Source organism: Ruegeria sp. E1, from assembly GCF_056534225.1.
The window spans coordinates 197,249-221,870 of sequence record NZ_JBQFPE010000001.1 but is presented as its reverse complement, the minus strand read 5'-3'; the positions used below and the strand labels follow the sequence as shown (position 1 = coordinate 221,870).

General features: G+C 58.5%; 26 protein-coding genes. 10 read left to right on the top strand and 16 right to left on the bottom strand.

The annotated features are described in order from the left end of the window. Positions 1–23: 23 nt before the first annotated feature. Positions 24–1,103 (top strand): 2'-deoxycytidine 5'-triphosphate deaminase, encoded by a 1,080-nt coding sequence (locus ACR0FG_RS01100; RefSeq protein ID WP_480889216.1) that lies wholly within the window; start codon positions 24–26, stop codon positions 1,101–1,103. Positions 1,104–1,107: 4 nt separating this feature from the next. On the opposite strand, the gene ACR0FG_RS01095 is transcribed toward ACR0FG_RS01100, so the two are convergent. From ACR0FG_RS01095 to argS, 6 genes are all read right to left on the bottom strand, one after another. Next, positions 1,108–1,326 carry a hypothetical protein gene (locus ACR0FG_RS01095; RefSeq protein WP_480889213.1) on the bottom strand — a complete coding sequence of 73 codons (219 nt, stop codon included), beginning with the start codon at positions 1,324–1,326 and terminating at the stop codon, positions 1,108–1,110. A gap of 63 nt (positions 1,327–1,389) precedes the next feature. Further along, positions 1,390–2,037, bottom strand: coding sequence for an SMC-Scp complex subunit ScpB (gene scpB, locus ACR0FG_RS01090; RefSeq protein ID WP_170714858.1), 648 nt, complete (start codon positions 2,035–2,037; stop codon positions 1,390–1,392). After that, the gene (locus tag ACR0FG_RS01085; protein ID WP_480889211.1) at positions 2,030–2,824 is read right to left on the bottom strand and encodes a segregation and condensation protein A; all 795 of its coding nucleotides are present in this window, start codon (positions 2,822–2,824) and stop codon (positions 2,030–2,032) included. Before ACR0FG_RS01085 ends, scpB begins: the two co-directional genes overlap by 8 nt. Further along, positions 2,814–3,821, bottom strand: a complete 1,008-nt coding sequence (gene nagZ / locus ACR0FG_RS01080) for a beta-N-acetylhexosaminidase (protein WP_480889209.1) — start codon at positions 3,819–3,821, stop codon at positions 2,814–2,816. Before nagZ ends, ACR0FG_RS01085 begins: the two co-directional genes overlap by 11 nt. After that, positions 3,818–4,882 carry an SPOR domain-containing protein gene (locus ACR0FG_RS01075; RefSeq protein WP_480889206.1) on the bottom strand — a complete coding sequence of 355 codons (1,065 nt, stop codon included), beginning with the start codon at positions 4,880–4,882 and terminating at the stop codon, positions 3,818–3,820. The genes nagZ and ACR0FG_RS01075 overlap by 4 nt, the downstream gene beginning before the upstream one ends. 87 nt (positions 4,883–4,969) lie before the next feature. Further along, a complete protein-coding gene (argS, locus tag ACR0FG_RS01070) occupies positions 4,970–6,715 on the bottom strand; it encodes an arginine--tRNA ligase (protein WP_480889204.1) in 1,746 nt (581 codons plus the stop codon). Between the two features lie 133 nt (positions 6,716–6,848). Here argS and ACR0FG_RS01065 point away from each other — a divergent pair, with 133 nt between their 5' ends. Beyond that, positions 6,849–7,400 (top strand): putative pterin-binding protein, encoded by a 552-nt coding sequence (locus ACR0FG_RS01065; RefSeq protein WP_480889201.1) that lies wholly within the window; start codon positions 6,849–6,851, stop codon positions 7,398–7,400. Here the strand turns inward: ACR0FG_RS01065 and ACR0FG_RS01060 are convergent, their stop codons facing one another. Then, positions 7,401–8,543, bottom strand: a complete 1,143-nt coding sequence (locus ACR0FG_RS01060) for a deoxyguanosinetriphosphate triphosphohydrolase (RefSeq protein ID WP_480889198.1) — start codon at positions 8,541–8,543, stop codon at positions 7,401–7,403. A gap of 76 nt (positions 8,544–8,619) precedes the next feature. Between ACR0FG_RS01060 and ACR0FG_RS01055 the strand changes: the two genes are divergently transcribed. Continuing rightward, positions 8,620–8,943 (top strand): HesB/IscA family protein, encoded by a 324-nt coding sequence (locus ACR0FG_RS01055; protein WP_480889196.1) that lies wholly within the window; start codon positions 8,620–8,622, stop codon positions 8,941–8,943. 282 nt (positions 8,944–9,225) lie between these two features. Further along, positions 9,226–10,005, top strand: coding sequence for an exodeoxyribonuclease III (xth, locus tag ACR0FG_RS01050; RefSeq protein WP_480889193.1), 780 nt, complete (start codon positions 9,226–9,228; stop codon positions 10,003–10,005). Between the two features lie 4 nt (positions 10,006–10,009). Here the strand turns inward: xth and ACR0FG_RS01045 are convergent, their stop codons facing one another. After that, positions 10,010–11,158: an FAD-dependent monooxygenase gene (locus ACR0FG_RS01045; RefSeq protein ID WP_480889190.1), complete on the bottom strand. Its 1,149-nt coding sequence runs from the start codon at positions 11,156–11,158 to the stop codon at positions 10,010–10,012. A gap of 72 nt (positions 11,159–11,230) precedes the next feature. After that, on the bottom strand, positions 11,231–11,653 hold the full coding sequence (gene dksA, locus ACR0FG_RS01040) for an RNA polymerase-binding protein DksA (RefSeq protein WP_170715055.1): 423 nt from the start codon (positions 11,651–11,653) through the stop codon (positions 11,231–11,233). Between the two features lie 355 nt (positions 11,654–12,008). On the opposite strand from dksA, the gene ACR0FG_RS01035 reads away from it, so the two are divergent. The 5 genes from ACR0FG_RS01035 to ACR0FG_RS01015 all read left to right on the top strand — a co-directional run bounded on the left by ACR0FG_RS01035 (position 12,009) and on the right by ACR0FG_RS01015 (position 16,140). Beyond that, positions 12,009–12,854 (top strand): AAA family ATPase, encoded by an 846-nt coding sequence (locus ACR0FG_RS01035; protein ID WP_480889186.1) that lies wholly within the window; start codon positions 12,009–12,011, stop codon positions 12,852–12,854. 109 nt (positions 12,855–12,963) lie between these two features. Continuing rightward, positions 12,964–13,413 (top strand): GNAT family N-acetyltransferase, encoded by a 450-nt coding sequence (locus tag ACR0FG_RS01030; protein ID WP_170714885.1) that lies wholly within the window; start codon positions 12,964–12,966, stop codon positions 13,411–13,413. An 8-nt stretch (positions 13,414–13,421) separates the two neighbouring features. Beyond that, a complete protein-coding gene (locus ACR0FG_RS01025) occupies positions 13,422–14,774 on the top strand; it encodes a DUF2927 domain-containing protein (RefSeq protein WP_480889182.1) in 1,353 nt (450 codons plus the stop codon). A 6-nt stretch (positions 14,775–14,780) separates the two neighbouring features. Continuing rightward, the gene (locus ACR0FG_RS01020) at positions 14,781–14,951 is read left to right on the top strand and encodes a hypothetical protein (RefSeq protein ID WP_170714888.1); all 171 of its coding nucleotides are present in this window, start codon (positions 14,781–14,783) and stop codon (positions 14,949–14,951) included. Between the two features lie 4 nt (positions 14,952–14,955). Next, on the top strand, positions 14,956–16,140 hold the full coding sequence (locus tag ACR0FG_RS01015; RefSeq protein ID WP_480889180.1) for a vWA domain-containing protein: 1,185 nt from the start codon (positions 14,956–14,958) through the stop codon (positions 16,138–16,140). Positions 16,141–16,149: 9 nt separating this feature from the next. Here the strand turns inward: ACR0FG_RS01015 and ACR0FG_RS01010 are convergent, their stop codons facing one another. Both ACR0FG_RS01010 and ACR0FG_RS01005 read right to left on the bottom strand, forming a co-directional pair. Beyond that, entirely contained in the window at positions 16,150–16,692 is a 543-nt protein-coding gene (locus tag ACR0FG_RS01010) for a hypothetical protein (protein WP_480889179.1), read from the bottom strand. A 225-nt stretch (positions 16,693–16,917) separates the two neighbouring features. Further along, the gene (locus ACR0FG_RS01005) at positions 16,918–18,402 is read right to left on the bottom strand and encodes an inorganic phosphate transporter (protein WP_480889176.1); all 1,485 of its coding nucleotides are present in this window, start codon (positions 18,400–18,402) and stop codon (positions 16,918–16,920) included. Between the two features lie 176 nt (positions 18,403–18,578). On the opposite strand from ACR0FG_RS01005, the gene ACR0FG_RS01000 reads away from it, so the two are divergent. Next, positions 18,579–19,268: a M48 family metallopeptidase gene (locus ACR0FG_RS01000; RefSeq protein WP_480889173.1), complete on the top strand. Its 690-nt coding sequence runs from the start codon at positions 18,579–18,581 to the stop codon at positions 19,266–19,268. Between the two features lie 70 nt (positions 19,269–19,338). On the opposite strand, the gene ACR0FG_RS00995 is transcribed toward ACR0FG_RS01000, so the two are convergent. From ACR0FG_RS00995 to ACR0FG_RS00975, 5 genes are read right to left on the bottom strand one after another with little or no spacing between them, the layout of a single operon-like run. Further along, on the bottom strand, positions 19,339–19,881 hold the full coding sequence (locus ACR0FG_RS00995) for an RSP_2648 family PIN domain-containing protein (protein ID WP_480889170.1): 543 nt from the start codon (positions 19,879–19,881) through the stop codon (positions 19,339–19,341). Beyond that, on the bottom strand, positions 19,878–21,080 hold the full coding sequence (locus tag ACR0FG_RS00990) for an RSP_2647 family RNA methyltransferase (protein WP_480889168.1): 1,203 nt from the start codon (positions 21,078–21,080) through the stop codon (positions 19,878–19,880). Before ACR0FG_RS00990 ends, ACR0FG_RS00995 begins: the two co-directional genes overlap by 4 nt. Positions 21,081–21,122: 42 nt before the next feature. After that, a complete protein-coding gene (locus ACR0FG_RS00985; RefSeq protein WP_480889546.1) occupies positions 21,123–21,395 on the bottom strand; it encodes a hypothetical protein in 273 nt (90 codons plus the stop codon). After that, positions 21,382–24,174 (bottom strand): [protein-PII] uridylyltransferase family protein, encoded by a 2,793-nt coding sequence (locus ACR0FG_RS00980; protein ID WP_480889167.1) that lies wholly within the window; start codon positions 24,172–24,174, stop codon positions 21,382–21,384. The genes ACR0FG_RS00985 and ACR0FG_RS00980 overlap by 14 nt, the downstream gene beginning before the upstream one ends. After that, entirely contained in the window at positions 24,171–24,560 is a 390-nt protein-coding gene (locus ACR0FG_RS00975; RefSeq protein WP_480889166.1) for a DUF4440 domain-containing protein, read from the bottom strand. Before ACR0FG_RS00975 ends, ACR0FG_RS00980 begins: the two co-directional genes overlap by 4 nt. Positions 24,561–24,622 lie beyond the last annotated feature (62 nt).

Genomic DNA, 24,622 nt, shown 5'->3' with positions numbered 1-24,622 from the left:
CTCTGGCATCAGGGGGGATCACAATGACAGGCGTGTGCGCAAACCAGCAGCTTCAGGCAATGATCGAGCGTGGCGAGATCACAGCGCAACCGGCGATCATTCCTGAGCAGATACAACCGGCCAGCCTGGATTTACGCCTTGGAACGGTGGCTTACCGCGTTCGCGCCTCGTTCCTCGCGGGCGAAGGGCGCAGCGTTGCGGATCGACTGGCCGAGTTCGAGATGCACCGCATCGATATCTCAGACGGGGCAGTTCTTGAGAAAGGCTGCGTCTATCTGGTGCCACTGATGGAATCGCTGGCTCTGTCTGAAAACACAAACGCCGTGGCCAACGCCAAAAGTTCGACCGGGCGCCTGGACCTGCTGACGCGAACCATCACCGACGGCGGAACCGAGTTTGACCGCGTTCCGGCAGGTTACACAGGGCCGCTTTATGCCGAGATTTGCCCGCGTTCATTCTCGGTTCTGGTGCGTCCGGGAATGCGTCTGAACCAGATCCGGTTCCGGCAGGGACAAGCGGTTCTGAGCGACGCTGAACTGACCTCCTTGCACGCAGAATCGCCGCTGGTCGACGGGGTTGCTGTCATTCAGGATGGCTTGGGTTTTTCCGTCGATCTGCAACTGCCCGACACCGATCTGGTGGGTTATCGCGCAAAACCCCATACAGGCGTGATCGATCTGGACCGCATCGGTGGTTATGACCCGCAGGATTATTGGGAGGAAGTGCGCACCTCAGATGGGCGTATCATTTTGGACCCGGGTGCATTCTATATTCTGGTCAGCCGCGAGGCAGTGCATATCCCGCCGATGTACGCGGCTGAAATGGCCCCCTATCTGGCCATGGTCGGAGAGTTTCGCGTGCACTACGCCGGTTTCTTCGATCCCGGATTCGGCCACGCAGCCGCTGGCGGTGCAGGTTCACGCGGTGTACTTGAGGTCCGCTGTCACGAAGCGCCATTCGTGCTGGAACACGGTCAGGTCGTCGGGCGTTTGGTCTATGAAAAAATGGCTGAGATGCCAACACAACTATACGGTGCCAGCATCGCTTCGAACTATCAGGGACAGGGTTTGAAACTATCGAAACACTTCAAACCCGCAAGATAAACCCTTATAATTTCGTCGTTTTACGTGCCTGACGGGCCATTCTCTGCGCCTGCCGCATCGTCTGTTTCTGAGTTTTGCCGCCCTGTTTCACTTCGCGGTTACCTTTGCCGCCTGCCTGTTTCGATCCGCCGCCGACCATGTCAAAGCCTTTGTCGACGCCCTTGTTGACAAGACGTCGCATGACCTGGCGCACGATCATGTCGATGATCCGATTTGCGTTCATATTTCTCTCCGTTCCTTGCGCCACAAGATAAGCAAAACATGCGGCAACAAAAGGGCTATGTAATCACTCTTCCTCGAACAGTTCCGACTGATCGTCGTTCTCGTCTTCTTCCGATACTCCCATCGGCACCGCGCCCGGTGGCGGACGATTCTCAAGCAGGCCTGCCGCTCGCAATTCCTTGAGCCCCGGCAGATCGCGCGCGTTCTCAAGCCCGAAGTGATCCAGAAATTGTGGCGTGACCACAAACGTCACAGGGCGGCCGGGTGTCATGCGACGGCGACCCAACCTGATCCACTCCATTTCAAGCAGTTGATCGATGGTTCCGCGCGAGACCGAAACGCCCCGGATTTCCTCGATCTCGGCGCGCGTGCAGGGCTGGTGATAGGCCACAATCGCCAGTGTTTCGATCGCAGCACGGCTGAGCTTGCGGGTCTCGACCGTTTCCTTCTGCATCAAAAACCCCAAATCTGGCGCAGTGCGAATGGCCCATGCCTCGCCAACCTGAACCACACGCACACCGCGCCCTTCATATCGTTTCTGCAGCATTTCAACCGCTTGCGAGGCGTTGCTGCCATGGGGCATCCGGGCTTCCAGATCGGCGATTGTCACTGGCTCGGCGCTGGCGAACAGCACCGCCTCGACCATACGCTCCTGCTCGGCCAGTGGCGGCGCTTCGAACAGGGTGCCGGTCTCTTCGGGGGCGTCAGTCACGGGTTTCTGTCCTCTTACGCAATTGGATCGGGGCAAAGGTTTCGCTTTGCTTGATCTCCATATGTCCTTCTTTCACCAGCTCCAGCGAGGCCGCAAAGGTCGCCGCCGTTGCCGAGCGGCGGCGTACGGGATCGCCGTCCCATCCATCGGGCAGATAGGTTTCCATATCGGTCCATGTGCCCGCAAACCCGATCAGCGGGCGCATCCGTTCAAGCGCCTGCTCCATCGTGAAAACGGCATCGCGATCCATGACAAAGGGGCGGAACTCATCACGGGTGCGGATACGGGCATAGCCCTGCATCAAATCCAGCAACGTAGCGGAATAAGTCACCGTTCGGATGCGCCGAATGTCCTCGCCCTGCCCTCGTTTAAAGAAATCGCGCCCCAACTGATCACGCGCCATAAGCCGAGCTGCGGCGTCGCGCATGGCTTGCAAGCGCTCCAACTGAAACGCCAGATGCGCGGCCAATTCTTCACCTGACGGGCCTTCGTCATCCGGGTCCGGCGGTAGCAACAGGCGGGATTTCAGAAAGGCCAGCCATGCGGCCATGACCAAATAATCTGCCGCCAGCTCGATCCGCAGCGCGCGCGCCTTTTCGACAAAGGCCAGATATTGCTGCGCCAGTGCCAGAACCGAGATTTTCCGGAGGTCGACCTTTTGCGTGCGCGACAGCGTCAACAGCACGTCCAGAGGCCCTTCGAACCCGTCGACGTCAACGATCAGCGCCTCGGCCGCAAGACGGTCGGCGACCGAGATCGGGTCTTCGCTGAAAAGGTTATCCGACATACACCTGCCCGCCCATTAGGGCAGATAGTTCCGCTTCGGCGGCCTGGATGTCAAGCGTTTGCGGCGGGGTTCGCATCGCCAGCGCGCGCTCTGCGCGGGTCTGTGCCGCATCTGTCATTTCGCCTGCTGCATTCAGCACCGCCCGCCGCTCTGACAGTGTCGCATTGCAGTGCAGAACCACGTCGCAGCCAGCATTCAGCGCCTTCGCAGCAATCTCTGCCGGGGTGCCACGCAGGGCCTTCATCGTGATATCATCGGTCATGATCAGCCCGTCAAATCCGATCTCTTCACGGATCAAGTTGATCATCGTCGGCGAAATCGTTGCAGGCTGCGGGTCGATCTGATCATAGACCAGATGCGCGGTCATCCCCATCGGCAGGTCGTTGAGGGCGCGGAACGGGGCGAAATCATCGAGGCGGAGCGCTGACCGGGGCAGGTCAACATGCGGAGGCTCATGATGGCTGTCCAGCGTGGCGCGCCCATGGCCCGGCATATGCTTGACCACCGGCAACACACCACCGTCCAGATGCGCCTGCGCCACGGAGCGGCCGACTTGCGCGACCAATGTGGCGTCACTGCCGTAGCAGCGATTGCGCAGAAAGGCATGGGTTTCGGCGCGCGCGATATCGACCATCGGGGCACAGTTGCTGTCGATACCCAGAGACAGCAATTCATACGCGATCAGGCGATAGCGCAGATACATGGCACGCTCTGCGTTTTCACCCGCCTTCTCGACATGCTCCAGCGGCGGCAACCATTCCCGCGCCAGCGGCGTGCGCAGGCGTTGCACCCTGCCACCCTCCTGATCAACGGTGATCAGGCAGTTACGCTCAACCGCGTCGCGGAAATCATCGCACAGCGCGCGCACCTGATCAGTATTGTCGATATTGCGGGCGAACAAAATGAACCCAAACGGGTTCATCTCACGAAACAAAGCCTTTTCATCCGAAGTCAGGCGCAAACCTTCGGCATCGGTAATCGCAGCGCCGTATCTCACCGCACGGCGACCGGGATGCAGTCAGCGCCTTGTGCCACAAGCGCAGCGCAGAACTGGCGCGAGTCGCTCAGACTATCAAAGCCGAGCACACGTAGGCGATAGAACGTGCGCCCACCACTTGAGGTTTTCTGAATAACCCGCTGTTTATCATTCATATAATCACCGAACCGGGTCGAGATACGGCTCCATTCCGCCTTGGCGACGTCGGCGTTCTCATAAGCCCCTAACTGTGCCAGACGGGTGCCTTTTGCCAATGTATCGGGATCGACGTCCAAGCCAGCAGCCGCTTTGACGGCTGCATTGATTGACGCTTCGGTGTTGCTGTTGGCGGAAATTCCGCTTTGGGTCGCGCGCGCCGGACGGGTCTGAGGCCGCAACGAACGCCGAACACCCGGTAAGGCCGCAATCTTCGGATCGGGCTGCAGCGCGGCCAGATCGGCGGGATCAATAGCCGGTTCTTCTTCGGGCGTCGTCAATGAGGCAAGCTGAACGCCCTGCTCGCTTGTCGGCTCGGATTTGGCTGCCTCGCCTGCAAGTTCCGCAACCAGCGCATCCACAGCGCTCTGCCGTAGTTTTGGGGCCTTGTCGGCAGATGGCTCTTCGACCACATGCACAGCCTTGGTTGGCTGAAGTGTGCCCATCGGAGCATCTTCATCCGTCAATGACACAGGGCGCGGGGCAAGGATCAGACGATCTGCCGGCGCGGCAGCGGACCCTTCCGCAGCAACGGTGTTCACAGCAAGACCTTGATGATCGGCCGGGGTTCCGCCCGGATTTTCCGGCTGAATACGCATCGGGCCTTCAACTGCGCGCACGACAGGCACTCCGCTCACATCGCGCATGACCAGTTTGTAGCCCCAGACCGCAACACCCGCGACCAAAGCCAGTGACGCCACTGCGCCCAGAAAATTCACCGCGCGGCCAAGGCCCGCAGCGGCGCGTGGCGCGTCGTCGTAACCGTCGAATTCGTCAGGATAATCATACACATCCTCTGCGTATGCTTGATTCGGGTAATGCATCTGCTCGGGGCTTACCCGCCCCGAGTAATCGTAACTCGCCATATCCGCCTCACTGCCCGATTACGCCTTAAAACACGGCGCGCGGGTCATTTCTTGTCTGCCTCAGACCGGCGGTTCGGGCGATATTGTTTACCGCATCTCCTGCGCCGGGGTAACGCCAAGAATACCCAAGCCCGCTGAAATCACAACAGAAACGGCCCGAGCCAGTGCGATTTTTGACTGGCTTGTGGCAACATCGCCATCCTGGATAAAGCGCAACTGGGTTTCGTCATTCCCTTTGTTCCACAAAGCATGAAAATCCCCAGCCAATTCATAGAGATAGAAGGCAACCCTGTGCGGTTCGTTCGTTCGCGCGGCGATTTCAATTAGGCGTGGCCATTCGGCCAGTTTCTTGGCCACGGTCAGCTCTGAGGCATGATCGTTCTTGCTCAGATCAGCCTTATCAAGGGCCGCGTCGTCAGTCGCAATCCCAGCCTCGGCAGCACGCCGCAGCACGCTCATGACGCGGGCATGGGCGTATTGCACGTAGAACACCGGGTTCTCCCGGCTCTGCTCCAGCACCTTGTCGAAGTCGAAATCCAGCGGCGCATCGTTCTTGCGGGTCAGCATCACGAAACGGGTCACATCAGGGCCAACCTGATCCACCACATCGCGCAGGGTGACAAAGTTACCGGCCCGCTTGGACATCTTGAACGGTTCGCCATTCTTCCACAGCTTCACCAACTGCGTCAGCTTGATATCCAGCGGCACCTTGCCATCGGACAGCGCCGACACCGCCGCCTTCATCCGCTTGACGTAACCACCATGATCCGCGCCGAACACGTCTATCAACGCGTCAAAGCCACGGCTTACCTTGTCATAGTGATAGGCGATATCGGGCGCGAAATAGGTCCAGGCACCGTCGGATTTCTTGACCGGACGATCTACATCATCGCCATGTTCGGTAGATTTGAACAGAGTCTGCTCGCGCGGCTCCCAATCCTCGGGCTTTTTGCCCTTGGGCGGTTCCAGCACGCCTTCATAGATCAGTCCCTTGTCTGTCAGGGACTGCAGCGCAGCCTCGATCCGGCCCGTGCCGTAGAGCGATTTTTCCGAGAAGAACACGTCCATCTCAACACCCAGCGCCTTCAGGTCGGCACGGATCAGGTCCATCATCGCATCGGTCGAGAACTCACGCAGGTCTTCCAGCCAATCAGCTTCCGGCTTGTCGATGAGGCTGTCGCCATATTTCTCTTTCAGCGCTTCACCGATCGGGATCAGGTAGTCACCAGGATAGAGGCCTTCGGCGATCTCGGGGCTCAGCCCATTGGCCTCGCGGTACCTTTCGTAAGCTGACCGCGCCAATACATCCACCTGCGCGCCGCCATCGTTGATGTAGTATTCGCGGGTCACGTCATGACCCGAATACGCCAGCAAGCTCGCCAAGGCGTCGCCAAACACCGCCCCCCGCGTATGACCCACATGCAGCGGCCCGGTCGGGTTGGCCGAGACATATTCGACGTTAACCTTCTGCCCATGTCCCATGGTCGAGCGGCCGTAGTCGGTGCCTTGCTCCAACACTGCAGCAAGCACGCCCTGCCAGACCGAGGACGCAAGGCGCAGATTCAAAAAGCCCGGCCCCGCCACTTCGGCGCTGGTCACGCGGTCATCAGCAGCCAGTTTTATGGACAAAGCTTCGGCGATATCGCGCGGCTTCATCTTGGCCGGCTTTGCAAGCACCATCGCCGCATTGGTTGCCATGTCGCCATGCGCGGCATCGCGTGGCGGTTCAACCGCTACGTTATCAAAGCTCAGCCCTTCGGGCAGCGTGCCTTCGGACTGCATCTGCGCCAGCGCGTCCAGCACCAGACCGCGGATCTCGGAAAACAGGTTCATTACGGATGTCCTTTTGCTTGCCCGGCGGTTTACCACGCAGCACGACAAGGTCAATGGATGCCTAATCTTTGATCTTGGTTTGGCGGCAAAGCCCGCTAGTCTCAGACGGGCTGCACAACCCGGAGTCTTATCCATGCGCCTTGCCCTGCCCTTTGCCCTGTTCATAAGCACCTCGGTTTCGGCATGGGCTGAAATGCCCGCAGTAAACGGACATGTGCTGCTGACTCTGGGCGGGAACGTCACGGAAACCAACCTGCCTGCACGTGGCGAAAATGACGGTGGCCTTCTGGGCTATCTCGAAGTTCAGCACGACGGCGCTGCAGGCTTTGACGCAGCGATGCTGGATGGATTGAAGCAAGTCGAAATTACAATCACATATGGCCCCGAAGGGAACCAGCGCGACATCGCATTCTCAGGGCCGCATCTATCGGACGTAATGACCATGGCCGGGGCCGAAGGAAAAACCGCGCGACCAATGGCGATGGACGGTTATCAATCCGAAATCCCGTGGGACAGCATCGCCGCGCATCACCCCATCTTGGCCACGCACGCAGATGGCAAGCCGATGGGCATCGGCGGCTATGGCCCTACCATGATTGTCTTTCCGCCCACCGATGATGAGGACCTTGCGAAAGAACAATCGGGGCAACAGGTTTGGGCCTTGGCCTATATCGGGATCGAGTGATCAGCCACCAGTTAGTCTTGCATGATCCTGCAGCGCGAACCGATCGGTCATGCCTGCGATGTAATCTGATACGATCCGGGCCAATGCCGTCTCATCACGGGCGGTTTCAATATCCTCATGCCAATGGTTTGGCATCTGCTTTGGATCATTCAGATAGATCGGAAAGAGATCTTCGACCACTTTGCTAACCTTCGCGCGCACCTCCATCACCGAGGGGGCGCGGTACATCCGAGAGAAAAGAAAGGCGCGGATTTCTTTCAAATCAGTCCAAAGATCAGTCGAAAACCGGACCACCGGATATCCCAAATGCCGGATTTCTTCGACGGACCGCGCCCCCGAAGCTGCGATCAGGTCACGTGAAGTGTCTATGACGTCCGAGACCATAACGCCAAACACCCGACGCAACGCCTCGTGCCGCCGACGATAGGGATCGAGGCCGGGATACTTGCTGTCTACTTCGGTAAAGCAGGCTCCTACGATCGGCAATTTCCGAATATCCACATCGGTAAACAGCCCTGCGCGCAATCCGTCAAAAAGATCATGGTTGTTGTAGGCGATGTCATCTGACAATGCCGCCACCTGCGCCTCGGCACTCGCGTGAGTGTGCAGTTCAAGGTCGAACCCCTGATTGCACTCGGCCAAAGCCCAGGGCAGCTCACCAACAACAGGACCGTTGTGTTTGGCAATGCCTTCAAGGCATTCCCATGTCAGATTGCAGCCGTCGAACTCGGCATAGTGGCGTTCAAGCTTGGTCACAATCCGAATGGCCTGCGCATTGTGATCGAACCCGCCATAGGGCCCCATGAGCGCGTGCAAAGCATCCTCACCCGTGTGCCCGAATGGCGTATGCCCCAGATCATGCGCCAGGGCCACGGCCTCGGTCAGTTCGGGGTTGAGGCCCAAGGCACCGGCAATGGTCCGCGCCACCTGTGCCACTTCGATGGAATGGGTCAACCGGGTGCGAAAGCTGTCACCCTCATGCTCGACAAATACCTGTGTTTTATGCTTGAGCCGCCGAAAGGCACTGGCATGAATGATACGGTCGCGGTCACGCTGAAAGCATGACCGAAAACTACTTTCCTCCTCCGGCACAAGCCGCCCTCTGGCGCGGCTTGGGTTCGAGGCAAAACCCGCTCGGTTCAATAGTCTTGTCCTTGTCGCCTGTCGTCAGGTTTCATATATTGTAGAGCGGTAAGGAAATAAACCTTTGGAGCCCGGCATGAATCTGCCCCCAACAGTGACCGAACGCGCCTTTGACCGGCTTGCCGAAATAGGTGCCGCGGATCAGGGTCAGGCCCTGCGCGTCGCGGTGGAAGGCGGCGGATGTTCAGGTTTTCAATACGAAATTGCGCTGGACGAGCCGAAAGAGGATGACCTGGTCCTTGAAGGCAAAGGGCAAAAGGTCATCGTTGACTCGATCTCGCTGCCGTTTCTTGAAAACGCGGTGATCGACTTTACGCAGGAACTGATAGGTGCGCGGTTTGTCATCGACAATCCCAATGCTACGTCTTCCTGCGGCTGCGGAACATCTTTTTCGATGTAAGCTTCGGTGGGGGCTTTGCCCCCCACACCCCCAGGATATTTATGGACAGATGAAGCAGGGATCCGCTCCCCGGCATTCATACCGGAGAGCTTCACCTGTCGCGGTCATCGGCGTCCCCGCCTGTACCGCCTGACCTTCTTCCAACATATTGGTTAAGGATCCGTTTCTTCATCTGTCTATAAATATCCCGGAGCGCGAGGCAGAGCCTCGCTCCCGCCCTCTCGGCTTGCCGTTGGGTCCAATCTGCGCGATAGGTTTCCACAAGCTATCGGAGGATCGCGCATGAAAATCGCCACGTTCAATATCAACGGCATCAAAGCGCGGGCCGAGGCTCTGCCCCGCTGGCTGGATGACGCACAACCCGATGTCGTGTTGTTGCAAGAGATCAAATCCGTTGACGAAAACTTTCCGCGCGAATTGTTCGAGGAGCGCGGCTATAATGTCGAAACGCACGGTCAAAAGAGTTTCAACGGCGTCGCGATCCTCTCTAAGCTGCCGCTGGAAGATGTGTCGCGTGGACTTCCCGGAGACGACGATGACGAGCAGGCCCGCTGGATAGAGGCAACGGTTGTCGGAAAAAAGCCGCTACGCATCTGCGGTCTTTATCTGCCCAACGGCAATCCGGTTCCCGGGCCGAAATACGAATACAAGCTGACTTGGATGGAGCGGCTGTTCGACCGCGCGCGCGATCTTCTGGCAACCGAAGAGCCAGCCCTGATGGCGGGGGACTATAACATTATCCCGCAGGCGGAAGACGCCAGGCGTCCCGATGCCTGGCGTGAAGATGCCCTGTTTCGCCCCGAAAGCCGCGCGGCGTTTCGCAAGATTTTGAACCTTGGGTTCATCGAGGCATTTCGCGCCGTTACGCAAGGCCCTGATCACTATTCGTTCTGGGACTATCAGGCGGGTGCGTGGAACAAGAACGATGGCATTCGCATCGACCATTTCCTGCTGACGCCACAGGCTGCTGACCTGATGCGCGATTGCCGAATCGACGCGGAAATTCGCGGGCACGAAAAACCATCCGATCACGTTCCGGTGTGGATTGATCTCGATCTGTGACCCACTACGCGGTCGCGTCGAAATCGTAGATCCAATCATAGCGCCTGCCCAGCCTTGACCCCATGGCGGTCAAAACCATCTGGGCGGCCAATCGCATCGGACCGCGCAGATGAAAGTTTCGGGCGTTGGCCGAAGCGGCATCTACAACTTGGCGCGATCGGAGGGAGCGCGCGCGTTCGTAGGCTTCGAGGCTCTCGGGCAGAGTATCGTGATCAAATGCCCGCGCCAGAACGCAGGCATCTTCAAGCGCAAGGCAGGCCCCTTGCGCCATGAAGGGCAGCGTCGGATGTGCCGCATCCCCCAGCAGGGCAATGCGGCCATTCTGCCATTTTCGCGCAACCGGACGCAGAAACAGGGCCCAGAGATAGGTCTGGTCCACTTGCCGAAGTGCCTTGCGAACGCTACCCCCGAAATCAGAGAACCGGGCGCGCAGATCGTCAGGATCACCTTGCAGGCGCCAGCCTTCATCCTGCCAATCTGACCGCTCTTCGATAGCAACAATGTTGAGAAGGCTTTGATCGCGCAACGGATAGGTAACCACATGACGGCCTGGCCCCATGGTCAGATGCGCCTTTGGTGCTTTGAGCTTACGCCCCCACGGGATCGTGGCACGCCATGCCACCTGATTTGTAAAACCAAGTATTTCTTCGCCGTTCAAAAGCGAGCGGATTGCACTGCGCCCGCCATCGGCTGCGATCAGGCAATCCACGGTGAGGGGGAGGTTTTCAGAGAGATGCACCTCGACCCCGTCGCCGGTTTCCTGAACCGTCTGAACACAACTGTTCAGACGGATTTCGACACCTTCCCGCTGGGCCGCCTGCAACAGCAAACCAATCAGGTCGGCGCGGTGATAGTAGTAGGTGGCCCCGGCAGAGGGCTGCGGAATTCGGCAAATGAAACGGCCATTTTTATAATCCCGCACGACAGTGCCATAAGATTTTTGCCCAGCTTCCGCAACGTTCGAGACCACACCCAAGGCGCGTAAAACGCTCATGCCGTTTTCGCTGATCTGCAATCCAGCGCCGACTTCGACGATTTCTGGTGCCTGTTCCAGAACGATCACCTCGGCGCCGCGTTTGCGCAAGGCGATGGCCGCAGCCAGACCGCCGATGCCCGCCCCAACGACAGCGAATTTTATGCCTGAAATGTTCATACGGCTGGTCTATCCCACAAAAAACGCCGGAGCCACAGGCCCCGGCGTTTGTTTTTTCTGATGGCCCGACGATCAATCGTCGCGGTGAACCTTTTCGCGACGCTCGTGACGTTCCTGTGCCTCAAGCGTCATGGTGGCGATGGGTCGCGCATCCAGACGCCTCAGCGAAATCGGATCACCCGTCATCTCGCAATAGCCGTATTCACCCTCGTCGATCCGGCGCAGGGCCGAGTCGATTTTAGCCACCAACTTACGCTGACGATCCCGGGTGCGCAGTTCCAGCGCGCGGTCGGTTTCCTCGCTTGCGCGGTCGGCAACGTCCGGGATATTACGGGTGTTGTCCTGCAGCCCTTCGATCGTATCGCGGCTGCCTGCCAAAAGTTCGTTTTTCCAATCCAGCAGCTTGCGACGAAAATACTCAAGCTGACGATCATTCATGAAAGGCTCATCTTCGGCCGGGCGGTAATCCTCCGGCAGAAAAACTTCCTGCTTCATTTTTGCTCCCTCGGTATGGGCTGCAACGTCGGTCGTGTTTGCATCGCCTGACATTCGGCACCCCCTTCTGCGGAGCGTGTATCCGACCGCGCGGGGAATGTCACTATGCAAACGTGACCCCCGACGCACCGTCGCCCCGGCATATCTAAATATGAGACTTCTAACAGCAAAACATATTTTCATTGTGGAACGAACCGGGCAATTTTCGGGCAATTTTCAACCCATGGCTTAATCTGCAGGCTACGAATCATGTCAAATATCCCGCCCCGCGAGTCACGACGCAGCGATCCGGGTTGTCAAAAATGCCGCCTCTCTGTAACCCGGGCTGCAATCACTCCACTATCATGAGAGTCCAATGACCACACGTTTCCAGGGCACTGCCGAATATGTCGCCACCGACGATCTGACCATTGCCGTGAACGCCGCCGTCACGCTGGAACGCCCTCTGCTGGTCAAGGGCGAGCCCGGCACCGGCAAGACCGAGCTGGCCAAACAGGTGGCCGGTGCGCTGGGGCTGACGATGATCGAATGGAACGTGAAATCCACCACCCGCGCACAGCAGGGTTTGTACGAATATGATGCCGTCAGTCGCCTGCGCGACAGCCAGTTGGGGGACGAGCGGGTCCATGACGTCTCGAACTACATCCGCAAGGGCAAACTGTGGCAGGCCTTTGACGCCGACGAAAAGGTTGTTCTGCTGATCGACGAGATCGACAAGGCCGATATCGAGTTTCCCAACGACCTGCTGCAGGAGCTCGACAAGATGGAATTCCACGTCTACGAGACCGGCGAGACGATCCGGGCCAAGCACCGCCCCATCGTCATCATCACTTCGAACAATGAAAAGGAACTGCCCGACGCTTTCTTGCGCCGCTGTTTCTTTCATTACATCCGCTTCCCTGACGAGACGACGATGCGCCGGATTGTCGAAGTGCACCACCCCGGCATCAAGGATGCGCTGCTGACCACCGCGCTGACCCAGTTCTATGAAATCCGCGAGACGCAGGGGCTGAAGAAAAAGCCATCCACTTCGGAAGTGCTGGACTGGCTCAAGCTGCTTCTGGCCGAAGATCTGACGTCCGAGGATCTGAAACGGGACGGCGCGAATGCGTTGCCCAAGCTGCACGGCGCGTTGCTGAAGAACGAGCAGGATGTGCATCTGTTCGAACGGCTTGCCTTTATGGCACGCAGCAAACGGTGAGGCTCTGAACATCCGGTGATCACGGCTTGCCTTCTGCTGGGTCGGATGTCAGCATTACGCGAACCATAGCCCGACCCTCAGAACGGGCTGCCAGAGCAGGAAAACCCACATGTCTACCGCAGTCACGATCCGTCCCCTACGCCCCGACGACCGGGCTGAGTGGGAGGAGATGTGGCGCGATTATCTCGGATTCTATGAATCCGAGGTCTCTGGTGAGGTCTATGATACCACCTTTGCGCGCCTCTTAGGTGATGATCCGCAAGACTTTTCCTGTTTTGTGGCCGAGTTGGACGGAGCGCTGGTTGGCCTCACCCACTACCTGTTTCACCGCCATGCGTGGAAGGTGGAACGGGTCTGCTATCTGCAAGACCTCTATGCCCGCCCCCAGGCACGTGGAACCGGCGTCGGGCGCGCGCTGATTCAGGCCGTCTATGACGAAGCCGACCGGCAAGGAGCCCCCAATGTTTATTGGCTGACACAGGAATTCAATCACACCGCTCGCCAACTTTATGACCGCATCGGCAAGTTAACGCCGTTTCTGAAATATCAGCGCCCATGATGCGGTGGATGGCAGCTGTTGCTTTACTGACTGTGGCCGGATGCGACTCGGTACGCACGACCGCTTTGCCGACACGAGAGTCGGTCGTCGAAGCCGCCCTGCCCCCGATTCAAAGCTTTTCCGCTACGCGACCAATCCCTCCGGCCCGGTCAAACGAGAATATCGCACAGGATTTCATCGCCCTGCATTTTGCGTTGGAGAGCGGCGCGGAATTGCCGGTCTTCACACGGTTTGACGAGCCGATCACCGTCCAATTGACGGGATTGCCGCCAACCACGATGCAAACCGATCTGACCCGGCTTTTGGCGCGGCTGAAACGCGAGGCCGGGATCGACATCCGACAGGTGACCGAAGGCCCCGCCAATATCACGATCGAGGCGGTGAGCCAGAAACAAATCCGCCGCATCCTTCCGCAAGCCGCCTGTTTCGTGGTGCCAAACTCGTCTAGCCTTGAAGAATACCGCCGTGACCGACGCAAGCGCAAAAGCAACTGGACCGAGCTGCGTAGTCGCGAACGGATCGGGATATTCATTCCCTATGACGTGAGTCCGCAAGAGATACGTGATTGCCTGCACGAGGAACTGGCGCAGGCGCTGGGGCCGTTGAACGACCTGTATCATCTGCCGGATTCAGTGTTCAACGACGACAATTTTCACACCATACTCACTGGGTTCGACATGCTGATCCTGCGCACGGCCTATGCGCCGGAACTGCACAACGGCATGACGCGCGAACAGGTCTCGGCGGTGCTGCCACGCATTCTGCGCCGCCTCAATCCGCGTGGTGAGAACTTGCCCGCCCAACCTCAGTCGGAAACGCCGCGCGCGTGGATTAACGCTGTGCAACGGGCGCTTGGGCCCAGCTCACCCTCGGCGCGTCGGGTTAGATCCGCGCAAGAGGCGTTGCGGATCGGACAGGCGCAGGGCTGGACCGATCAGCGCCGCGCCTACCCGCACTATCTGCTCGGCCGGATGAGCCAGTTCGACGATCCCGACGGCGCGCGACGGCATTATGAGGCGGCACTGCAATATCTGAACGCCACACCCGGAACCGAGGTCCACCGGGCTCACATCACGGCCCAGACCGCCGCCTATGCGCTGGCAAACGGGCGCGGTACTGACGCCCTGCCCGAACTGAACCAGGCCATCGACGTCATGAACCGGGCCGAGAATGCCGCCCTGCTGGCCACGTTGATGCTGTTGAAATCCGAGGCGCTGCGTCAGGCCGGGCGGATCGATCAGGCACGCACCGTCAGGCTGGACAGCATCGGATGGGCGCGATACGGCTTCGGCTCGGATCTGGTGGTGCGTTCGGTGACACAAGAAGTCGCCCAGCGCGCGCCACGCAACGCAGGTGGATAAAGACAAATGCTGGTGGTTTGGGGAATGGCCGTTCTGGGTGCGGTGCTGGGCGCGTTGAAGGCGCGTAAGCGGAACGGAAACGGGGCCGATATGGCACAATACGCTGCCGGTTACGGGATCGCCTTTGCCTTGCTGGGGCTGATCCTGTCGTTGATCCTTGTGCGGCTGGTGGCCTGACAGGATGTTTCTGCCCTTCTTCGAAAACCTCAGAAAAGCCGGTATTCCCGTTTCCTTGCGCGAATACCTGACATTTCTTGAGGGCATGAAGAAGGGTCTGGCCACCTATGACGTCGAAGCGTTCTATTACCTCGCGCGCGTGTCGATGGTGAAGGACGAGCGTAATATCGACAAATTCGACCGCGCCTTTGCCGCCAGTTTCGAAGGGCTGGACGAGATCGGCTTTGAGCAGGTTCTTGAGGCCGTGGACATCCCCGCCGATTGGCTGGCGAAGATGGCCGAAAAACACCTGTCCGAGGACGAAAAGGCCGGGATCGAAGCGCTTGGCGGGTTCGACAAGCTGATGGAGACCCTGCGCGAACGCCTGAAAGACCAACAGGGTCGCCATCAGGGCGGCAACAAATGGATCGGCACCGCCGGGACTTCTCCGTTCGGGGCCTATGGATACAACCCCGAAGGTGTGCGGATCGGCCAGAAAGAAAGCCGCCACCAGCGCGCGGTCAAGGTTTGGGACAAACGCGAATTTCGAAATCTCGATGATACGGTCGAACTGGGGACGCGCAATATCAAGGTCGCCCTGAAACGTCTGCGCCGCTGGGCACGCGAAGGTGCTGCGGATGAACTGGATCTGGACGGCACCATTCGTGCAACGGCCGAACATGGTTATCTGGACGTCAAAACCCGCCCTGAGCGTCACAACGCGGTCAAGGTGCTGTTGTTTCTGGACGTGGGCGGGTCAATGGATCCGCATATCAAGGTGGTCGAGGAACTGTTCTCGGCGGCACGGACCGAGTTCAAACATCTGGAATATTACTATTTCCACAATTGCCTGTACGAAGGCGTCTGGCGCGACAACCGCCGTCGCTGGGATCAGCAGACCCCGACGCACGAAGTGTTGCGCACCTATGGTGGTGACTACAAGTGCATCTTCGTCGGCGATGCCTCGATGAGCCCATATGAAATCGCCTATCCCGGTGGAGCGAACGAACACTGGAACCAGGAGGCCGGTCAGGTCTGGCTGCAACGCGCGCGTGAGCAATGGAGTTCAAACCTGTGGATCAACCCGGTGCCCGAAAAGTATTGGGAATACACCCACTCCATCGGCATGATCCGCGAGATCTTCGAGGATCGCATGGTGCCGATGACCTTGGCCGGGCTCGAGCAAGGAATGCGTGAACTAACGCGGTAGGGCGTCGCCTTATCTGCTCATTCTGGATTGTCGTAGGCTGCGCAACTCGGCGTTTGTGGTTGGATGAATAAGCGTCGATGCATCACCCGATTGAGACGTCGGTTTAACCGGCCTTTTTTGGAAAAAGCCGTTGTAAAAGCAATTGAAAAATCCAAGCACGCCCCAGTACCCAATCACACCGACTACTAGGTAGAGTAGCAACTGATGCCAAACCATAATGCCAATTCCAAAGATCGCTTTCCCTTGAAATGGCTTGACCATTTCTATCAACAAAAACATGTATCCGAGTAGAAACGGGACCGAGACGACTAAGATAGACAGGCCAAGCAGTGGCCCTCTTGGATCGCGTAACCATGCTGGCGTCAGATTTGGTAAACTCATTCTTAGACCAAACACCAGGAAAATTGCACCCACGGAAGAATAGGCAACGACAGAAGGTCCAGTTACTATTCCAGTGGCCAAAACGGATACGACGCCTGCGAACATAATCAAACTCAACAGGCCAAACATACGCAATGCCAGAGAGTAGAACAGGAATACTAAATCGCGCATCAAAAGAAATGTCCCAGAGTTGTGTTTGCAAGATGTAATTCTTGCTCAATTTTGATGGCTATTTGATGGACACATTTGGGCAATGCAAACCCAATACCTAGTTATTCTTCAAATCATCTCGGCCTAGTTGTTCATGCTGCTCAACTTAATGCTAATCCTTCCCGATGATCTTTAAACTTGTTGAGTTATTTAAGATTACCGACCTCGCAGTCTTACATCAGGCACTTACCTCGCGACGGCCTGAATTCCCAGGAACAGAACCGCTGCCAGCACCGCTGCCGCAGGCACTGTAATCACCCAGGCCGCGATGATTGTCAGGAAATGGGTACGGCGCACCAGCTTGCGTTTGCGCCGCTCTTCCGGGGCCAGTTGAGGCCGCTCGGGCATGGACATTCGCGCCTTTTTCAGGCGGCGTTCGGAATCCCACTCGCGGAAGAACCCGACGCCAAAGACCGCTCCCACAGCGATATGGGTCGAACTGACCGGCAGCCCCAGCCAACTGGCAACGATCACTGTGATCGCTGCAGACAACGCAACGCAATAGGCCCGCATCGGGTTCAGCTTGGTGATCTGACTACCGACCATGCGGATCAGCTTGGGGCCGAACAGGAACAGGCCGAACGAGATGCCGAACGCTCCGATGATCATGACCCAATAGGGAATGCTGACCGCTTGGGTAAAGTCTCCGGATGCCGACGCCTGCACAATTGCGGCCAGCGGACCAACAGCATTGGCAACGTCATTCGCGCCATGCGCAAAGCTGAGCAACGCAGCAGAGACAATCAGAGGAATTCCGAACAGAACCTTCAGCGATTTGTTGCGGTTCTCCAGGCCTTCGGACTGACGTCGAATGACCGGAATCATCGCGGCCCAGATCAGACCTCCGCAGGCCGCGCCGATCAGCAGGGCCGTGCCAATGTCGATCTTGATCAGCTTTTTCAGACCCTTGAGCGCCAGATAGGTTGCAAATGCACCGGCCATGATACCGACGAGCATCGGCACCCATTTGCGCGCGGCTGCGATCTTGTCATCCTGATAGATGATCCGCGATTTGATGAACCACAGAAAGCCCGCCGCAATCAAACCGCCCAAAACGGGTGAAATAATCCAGCTGGCTGCAATGGCGCTCATCGTGCCCCAACTGACCGCGCCAAACCCGGCAGCTGCAATGCCTGCCCCCATAACACCGCCCACAACCGAGTGGGTGGTGGAAACGGGCGCACCAACCCAGGTGGCAAGATTGACCCAAAGCGCCGAAGACAGAAGGGCTGCCATCATGGCCCAGACAAAGATCGTGGCCGTTCCCATGCTCTCAGGAGCGATGATACCTTTGGCAATTGTTGACACTACATCTCCGCCTGCAATGAGCGCACCGGCGCTTTCGAATATCGCAGCGATGGCGATGGCGCCGCCCATGGACAAGGCATTTGCGCCCACAGCTGGGCCCATGTTGTTTGCAACGTCGTTTGCACCGATGTTCAGCGCCATATATGCGCCAAACATTGCAGCGATGACGACTATGAAAGTGTTATTGCCCTGCCCGAACAGGAACGCGGCGACAAGGCCAGCCACAACGATGAATGCAAAAGCGACTCCGGATCCGACAAATGGACGCCCGGCTTGCGCCGTTGCCACCTCAAGCCTCGAAAAGCGGCGAAGATCGCGGTCAAGCGTTTCGAGATGGCGGGGTTCAAAGTCTTTTTCGGCCATGGGTTCCTCATGCGTAGCGATCCGGTGACTAAGCGGGTTTGTCAGCTGACACAACAGACATGACAGAATTATGAAGCCTGACCTTCGGTCAGACGTAGCGGGCGACTATTGATGGGCGAGGCATCGTTATTTCGGATGACCTTGCCCTGCCCTGCGTTCCCGCCCATATCTAGTCTATGTTGCGTTTTACCCCGATCCTTCTGGCGATCCTCTATGCCATCGCAATGTACCGGATTTCAGTCTGGCGTACGCATCGGGAATTGGATGCCAAGTCAACCGAATTGGCCGATCCGGCGCTCAAGCGCATGACCGACAGGCTGGCGGCTGCATTGGATATCGACCGGGTTCCTGTCTATATCTACGAGATTGATCCCGTGAACGGACTGGCCGCACCGGACGGGCGGATATTCATCACGCGGGGGTTCTACCGCAAATTCCGCAATGGTGAAGTGACGGCCGAAGAGATGGCCAGTGTCATTGCGCATGAGTTGGGGCATGTCGCGCTGGGACATGCGCGGCGGCGGATGATCGATTTTTCCGGCCAGAACGCATTGCGAGCGGCCCTGATGATGCTGTTGAACCGGTTCATCCCGTTCATCGGTGCGTGGATAGCCAATATGCTGACCCATCTTCTTGCTTCGCGCCTGTCACGCGGAGACGAGTATGAGGCAGATGAATATGCTGCGGCCCTTTTGACCAAAGCAGGCATCGGTATAGGGCCGCAGAAGTCATTGTTTCATAAACTCGAAGATCTGACTCAGCAACGCGCCGGTGTCACTCCGGCTTGGCTGATGAGCCATCCAAAAACCGATGAGCGGATTGCGGCGCTTGAGGTGTTGGAACGGCGATGGAGCAACGGTGGATAGGGTGGCGCAGCGAGAGGCCAGCCTCTCGCGCTCTCCGGGATATTTATGGACAGATGAAGCGGGATCCGGATCAGGGGGCAAGCGCCTTGCCGAGTTTTGGCAGACGGGCTTTTTTCATCAGGCTGCGCAGGGTCCATTGATCCCACGAGAGACGATTGGCTTCGGACAGCACCTGTGTAGCGATGTGGGTGATGCCATCTGGATCGGTTGCGTAAAAGCCGCGCAGGAGAGTGTCGGGGTCGCGTCGTTCTAGGCCTTCTTCGGCCAGGATGTTTCGAGGGAAGTCTTTGGCGTTAAACGTCACAATCATGTCTGCTGAACTGCTGACTGCTGCTGCCAGAACATGGATATCGGCGGGATCGGGCAACCAAAGGCGCTGTTCGGTACCCGGTGTTGGTGCGCGTTCTGCATCGGGCCATCGCGCTTGCGCCAAAGCGATTTCGGCGCGGGCTTGAACCTCGCCCTCGGGCCCCAGTTTCCGGGCCGCGCGGGCCCATTCTTCGAGGATGCGGGTCGACCATATCGGGGTGTAGTGACCCAGCTTGGCAGCGCCCAACAGCATCTCTCGCATCACCGTTGGATAAATGACGCAGGTATCCAGAACCGCTTTCACAGCCTGTAAAACACGGCTTTGAGATAACCGCTTTCGGCCAGTTGCGGCAATTGCGGATGGTCTGGTCCGGCGAACCCGGTATGGATCATCTGCGCCTGCCGCCCGGCGCGCCCGATACCGCGCGCCGATGCCTCGCGAAAGCGGCCCAGATCGGCAGCGTGCGAACAAGAGCACAGGCCAAGATAACCGCCCGGTTTGACCAGTGGTGTGGCAAGACGCGCGATGCGTTCATAAGCGCGCAAGCCTGCGTCCAGCGCTTGTTTTGACGGTGCAAAAGCCGGAGGATCGCAGATGACGACGTCGAATTTCGCGCCTTCTTCGTTTAGTTGGGTCAACACATCAAAGGCGTCGCCTTGCCGGGTTTGGAAGCGATCAGCAAATCCCGAAGCGGCTGCCCCCTTTGCGGCCAGTTCAAGCGCAGCGGCAGACCCGTCAACCGACAGCGCCTGCCCGGCACCGCCCGCCAACATCGCAAGACCAAAGCCTCCGACATGGCTGAACACGTCCAGCACCTGCGCATCGGGATGAACCAACCGTGCCGCAAAGGCGTGGTTCGGGCGTTGATCATAGAACAGGCCGGTTTTCTGGCCGCCCGTTAGGTCCGCCATATAGGTCGCGCCATTCATCGGCACCGGCACTGGCGCATCGGGTGCGGCCCCGTGCAGCGTCAGATTGACGTCATCCAGCCCTTCCAACCCACGAGTTCGGCCCGATGCGTTCTTAAGAACGGTTTTCACGCCCGTGACCTTGACCAGAGCATCGGACAGAATTTCGAGATGTTTTTCCGCCCAGGCGGCGTTGGGTTGAATGACGCAGGCGTCACCGAAGCGGTCGACAATCACGCCGGGAAACCCGTCCGCCTCGGCATGGATCAGACGGTAAAAAGGCGCATCGAACAGCCGTTCCCGAAGGTCCAGTGCACGCTGCAGCCGGGCTTCAAACCATTTGGGCGTCAGGTCGGCGTTCAGGTCGCGGTCCAACACGCGACACATGATTTTGGACGCAGGGTTGACCGCAACCAAGGCGATTGGGCTGCGCTTGTCATCCTCAAGCACCGCCAGAGCACCCGGTTCGATCTTACGGGTGCGGCGGTCGGTGACGATGTCATTGGCATAGACCCAGGGAAAGCCGTGGCGCAGGCCGCGCGCATTGGCTTTGGGTTTCAGACGGATACGGGGGCGGTCATCGGCTTGGCTCATTGCGCCCTCTTAATCGCGAACGCTGCGATGGGAAAGCCCTCGTTACCTTGGACGATTGCGCCAACCGCCCCGGCGCTTGGGGGCTTGTGCCGTTTCCTGCCCTTCGCGCAGAACCTGCGTCATCGGATGATAGGCATCTTTTGCCGCATAGGTGTCGTGCAAATCGATCAACGCCTGTTTCTGATCACGATCTGCGGGAAAACCCAGCGCCCAGTCCAGAAAGATACTGCGGCATTCGGGCAAGGTGATGCCTTCGATGCGATAAGCCTCGTAGATCAACCCTTTGGGATCGTTCGGATCGTCATTTCGTCCCATCATTGCCCTCTTCCACTACGGCCGAGATCAGATCGGCGGCGGTGATATATGTGTCGGTCAACGCTGCCTGTAGCGCATGGACCTGCTCAAAACCTGTTGCACGGCACAGAAAGGCAGCCCCCCCTTCACCGATATTGTCGGCGTCGATCACCTTGCCAGACAGCAATCGGGCCGCGCATTGTACCGACCAGCATAGATCGTAGCATTCCTTTAGGGTTTGTGCTTGCGCGACATTCAGCAATCCGGCAGCGACGGCCCCGTTCAGACCGGAATGAACATCCCGCTCGGCAATCCCGGATAACAAAGCGCCGGTTTGCGCTATAAGTTCGATATCCATCATCCGGCCTGCGCCATTCTTGGCGTCCCAGATACCTGCTGGGGACTTTGCCGCAGCAAGCCTGTCACGCATTTCTGACACCTCGCGCAGGACTTTGCCGCGCTCTCGCGGCCGCGTAAGCAGGTCCGCCCGGAAGGTTTCAATATCGGTGGCCAAGGCCGGATCTCCGGCCACTACATGGGCACGTGTCAGCGCAAGATGTTCCCAGACCCAGGCTTCGTTTTGCTGGTAATTCGTGAAACTCGCCCAACTTGTCGCGACTGGCCCCTGATTGCCAGACGGGCGCAGACGCATGTCAACTTCGTAAAGCCGCCCCTGCGACATCGGCGCGGACAAAGCGGTGATCAGCGCTTGGGTAAACCGGGCATAATATGTGCGTGTCGCCAGTGGGCGCGGCCCGTCTGACATGTCCTGATCCTGCGGGTCGTAAATGACGATCATGTCCAGATCGGATTGCGAGTTGATGCGCCCCGCCCCCAGGGATCCCATACCCAGCACCGCCGCCCCGCGACCGGGTGCGGGCCCGTGTTTGAGGGCGAACTGGGCAGTCACACAAGGCAGAATCGCTGCGATCACAGATTGGGCAAGCTCTGCATATTGATGACCCGCGCGGGCACCATCGATCAATCCGCGCAAGTGGTGCACACCGATCCGGAAATGCCATTCCTTGCACCAGCGCCGGGCCAGATCAAGCTGGGATTCATAGTCTGTTTCCGCATTCAAAGCCTGCGAAAGCTCGGCCTCAAGCACCGCGCGTCCGGGCCAGTCGTTAAAGAAACTACCGCCAATAACAGCGTCGAACACTGACGCATTCCGCGAAAGATGTGAGGCCAAAGCATGTGACGTCCCCACGATGTCGATCAGAAGATCAATCAACTGGGTGTTGGCTTCAAACAGTGAGAACAGCTGAACGCCAGCAGGCAACCCGGCCAGAAACCCGTCCAAGGCCAACAACGCCTCGGCCGGTTGCGCGGTTTTGGCCAGACGCGACAGTAGCTCGGGGCGTAGTCTTTCGAATATTCGCCGCGCGCGCTGCGATCGCAGGGCCGGATAGGTGGGCCAGCGCGACAGAATGCTCTGGTCAAATTCCACGGTCGGGGCGACCGTCGGTTGCGCCCCAGGACCGGGGGCGAAGAACCCTTCGGTCAATTCGTGAACTTCGGCCAGGCGGCGTTTCAGGTCTGCGGTTAGCTCATCGCTGCTGGTCCCCATAAGGCAGGCTACACGCGCAAGCCCATCCTCGGATTGCGGAACCTTATGGGTCTGCGCATCGTGGACCATCTGAATGCGATGCTCGACTTCGCGATGGGCGCGATAATGGTCGGTCAGCTTTTCCGAAACATCTTGCGGCACCCAGCCTTTGGTCGCCAAGGCGGCAAGGCCCTGAACGGTCCCGCGCACGCGCAGGTCTGGGTCGCGGCCACCTGCAATAAGTTGGCGGGTTTGGGTAAAAAACTCGATCTCGCGGATGCCGCCCTGCCCCAGCTTCATGTCATGGCCCGGAATAGTCAACGCGCCACCTGTGCCTTTGTTTTCACGAATACGCAGGCGCATGTCGTGGGCGTCCTGTATCGCCGCAAAATCCAGATGACGTCGCCAGACAAACGGGCGCAACGCGTTCAGGAACCGCTCGCCCGCGGTGATATCCCCGGCGCAGGGGCGTGCTTTGATATAAGCCGCGCGTTCCCACGTGCGACCAAGGCTTTCATAATACCGCTCGGCAGCTTCCATCGCCATACAGACCGGAGTGACCGCCGGATCGGGACGCAGGCGCAAGTCGGTGCGGAAGACGTAGCCGTCCGCCGTCTTGTCGCTAAGCGTTGCACAAAAGTTCCGCGTCGCCCGCACCATGCCGTGTCTGGCATCGTAAAAGTCATCCGGGTCAAAGCGCGTTTCGTCAAACAGCACGATCAGATCGATATCCGAGCTGTAGTTCAGCTCATGCGCACCCATTTTGCCCATCGCAAGAATGACCATCCCGGCGGCGCTTTCGACATCGTCAGGGGTCATACCGGGCAGTTTGCCGCGCCGGATCAGGGCCGCAATCTCGGCCTTTGCGGCGACATCCGCCGCCAAGGCACCAAAATCGGTCAGCGCGGCCGTTACCTTTTCCAATGGCCACGCCCCAGCCAGATCGGCCAGCGCGGTTAACAGCGCCACCCGTCGCTTGGCCCGACGCAGGCCGGGCTTCAGTTGATCCGGCGGTAACCCTTGCGCCGCCGACATAACCTCATTCAATGCCTGATCGGGGCGTTGCAGGGCGTCAGGCACCCAATCCACCTCGCGCTCGATCAGACCTTTCAGATATGGGCTGGACCCGGCAGTGCCTGCGATCAAGTCGGACTGTTCCGGCGTCAACGACGGAACCAGATCGCGCGCCTCGCCGCCCAGTGAAACATCATAGGCGCGCGGTACCCGCCGAATGTTCAGTGGCGCGGTCATTGACCCTCCAACGGGGTATCCTGACTGAAACTGTTGACCCAAACGTCATGCCGCCTTTCCCAAAGCGACGAAATCAGCATCGCTTCGGCCTTTTCGGATCCCGGACGCTGGTAATCCGCCCGATAGGACAAAAGCACGACATCCTGGGTCAGAACACGCAACCTAGTCTCGCTGAGCTCATATCGCGCCATGGTCGGCGCGTCTGCAAACTGGCCGACATGATCGTCCCGATTGGCAAAGCCCGAAGGGTAAACCCCCAAAAAATCCGGGCTCAACAATGCGCGGTCTGCCTGCGCGTTGCCGTTAACCAACGCGGCCCAGACCTGTTTTTCCAGTGAAAGAATCTCATCAAGTGCCGGAGATGGCTTGTTTTCAGTATTTTTCATGATTGGAAACTGCGCCTGATCCCGTGGAAGGTCAACCAATCAGGTGATGCAAGCATAAATGT

What these genes read in the sequence shown, in the direction of transcription:
- ACR0FG_RS01100 (WP_480889216.1), top strand. Translation starts at nt 24, where the DNA reads ATGACAGGCGTGTGCGCAAACCAGCAGCTTCAGGCAATGATCGAGCGT.
- ACR0FG_RS01095 (WP_480889213.1), bottom strand. Translation starts at nt 1,326, where the DNA reads ATGAACGCAAATCGGATCATCGACATGATCGTGCGCCAGGTCATGCGA.
- ACR0FG_RS01085 (WP_480889211.1), bottom strand. Translation starts at nt 2,824, where the DNA reads ATGTCGGATAACCTTTTCAGCGAAGACCCGATCTCGGTCGCCGACCGT.
- ACR0FG_RS01075 (WP_480889206.1), bottom strand. Translation starts at nt 4,882, where the DNA reads ATGGCGAGTTACGATTACTCGGGGCGGGTAAGCCCCGAGCAGATGCAT.
- argS (WP_480889204.1), bottom strand. Translation starts at nt 6,715, where the DNA reads ATGAACCTGTTTTCCGAGATCCGCGGTCTGGTGCTGGACGCGCTGGCG.
- ACR0FG_RS01065 (WP_480889201.1), top strand. Translation starts at nt 6,849, where the DNA reads ATGCGCCTTGCCCTGCCCTTTGCCCTGTTCATAAGCACCTCGGTTTCG.
- ACR0FG_RS01055 (WP_480889196.1), top strand. Translation starts at nt 8,620, where the DNA reads ATGAATCTGCCCCCAACAGTGACCGAACGCGCCTTTGACCGGCTTGCC.
- xth (WP_480889193.1), top strand. Translation starts at nt 9,226, where the DNA reads ATGAAAATCGCCACGTTCAATATCAACGGCATCAAAGCGCGGGCCGAG.
- ACR0FG_RS01045 (WP_480889190.1), bottom strand. Translation starts at nt 11,158, where the DNA reads ATGAACATTTCAGGCATAAAATTCGCTGTCGTTGGGGCGGGCATCGGC.
- dksA (WP_170715055.1), bottom strand. Translation starts at nt 11,653, where the DNA reads ATGAAGCAGGAAGTTTTTCTGCCGGAGGATTACCGCCCGGCCGAAGAT.
- ACR0FG_RS01035 (WP_480889186.1), top strand. Translation starts at nt 12,009, where the DNA reads ATGACCACACGTTTCCAGGGCACTGCCGAATATGTCGCCACCGACGAT.
- ACR0FG_RS01030 (WP_170714885.1), top strand. Translation starts at nt 12,964, where the DNA reads ATGTCTACCGCAGTCACGATCCGTCCCCTACGCCCCGACGACCGGGCT.
- ACR0FG_RS01025 (WP_480889182.1), top strand. Translation starts at nt 13,422, where the DNA reads ATGGCAGCTGTTGCTTTACTGACTGTGGCCGGATGCGACTCGGTACGC.
- ACR0FG_RS01020 (WP_170714888.1), top strand. Translation starts at nt 14,781, where the DNA reads ATGCTGGTGGTTTGGGGAATGGCCGTTCTGGGTGCGGTGCTGGGCGCG.
- ACR0FG_RS01015 (WP_480889180.1), top strand. Translation starts at nt 14,956, where the DNA reads ATGTTTCTGCCCTTCTTCGAAAACCTCAGAAAAGCCGGTATTCCCGTT.
- ACR0FG_RS01010 (WP_480889179.1), bottom strand. Translation starts at nt 16,692, where the DNA reads ATGCGCGATTTAGTATTCCTGTTCTACTCTCTGGCATTGCGTATGTTT.
- ACR0FG_RS01005 (WP_480889176.1), bottom strand. Translation starts at nt 18,402, where the DNA reads ATGGCCGAAAAAGACTTTGAACCCCGCCATCTCGAAACGCTTGACCGC.
- ACR0FG_RS01000 (WP_480889173.1), top strand. Translation starts at nt 18,579, where the DNA reads ATGTTGCGTTTTACCCCGATCCTTCTGGCGATCCTCTATGCCATCGCA.
- ACR0FG_RS00990 (WP_480889168.1), bottom strand. Translation starts at nt 21,080, where the DNA reads ATGAGCCAAGCCGATGACCGCCCCCGTATCCGTCTGAAACCCAAAGCC.
- ACR0FG_RS00985 (WP_480889546.1), bottom strand. Translation starts at nt 21,395, where the DNA reads ATGGGACGAAATGACGATCCGAACGATCCCAAAGGGTTGATCTACGAG.
- ACR0FG_RS00980 (WP_480889167.1), bottom strand. Translation starts at nt 24,174, where the DNA reads ATGACCGCGCCACTGAACATTCGGCGGGTACCGCGCGCCTATGATGTT.
- ACR0FG_RS00975 (WP_480889166.1), bottom strand. Translation starts at nt 24,560, where the DNA reads ATGAAAAATACTGAAAACAAGCCATCTCCGGCACTTGATGAGATTCTT.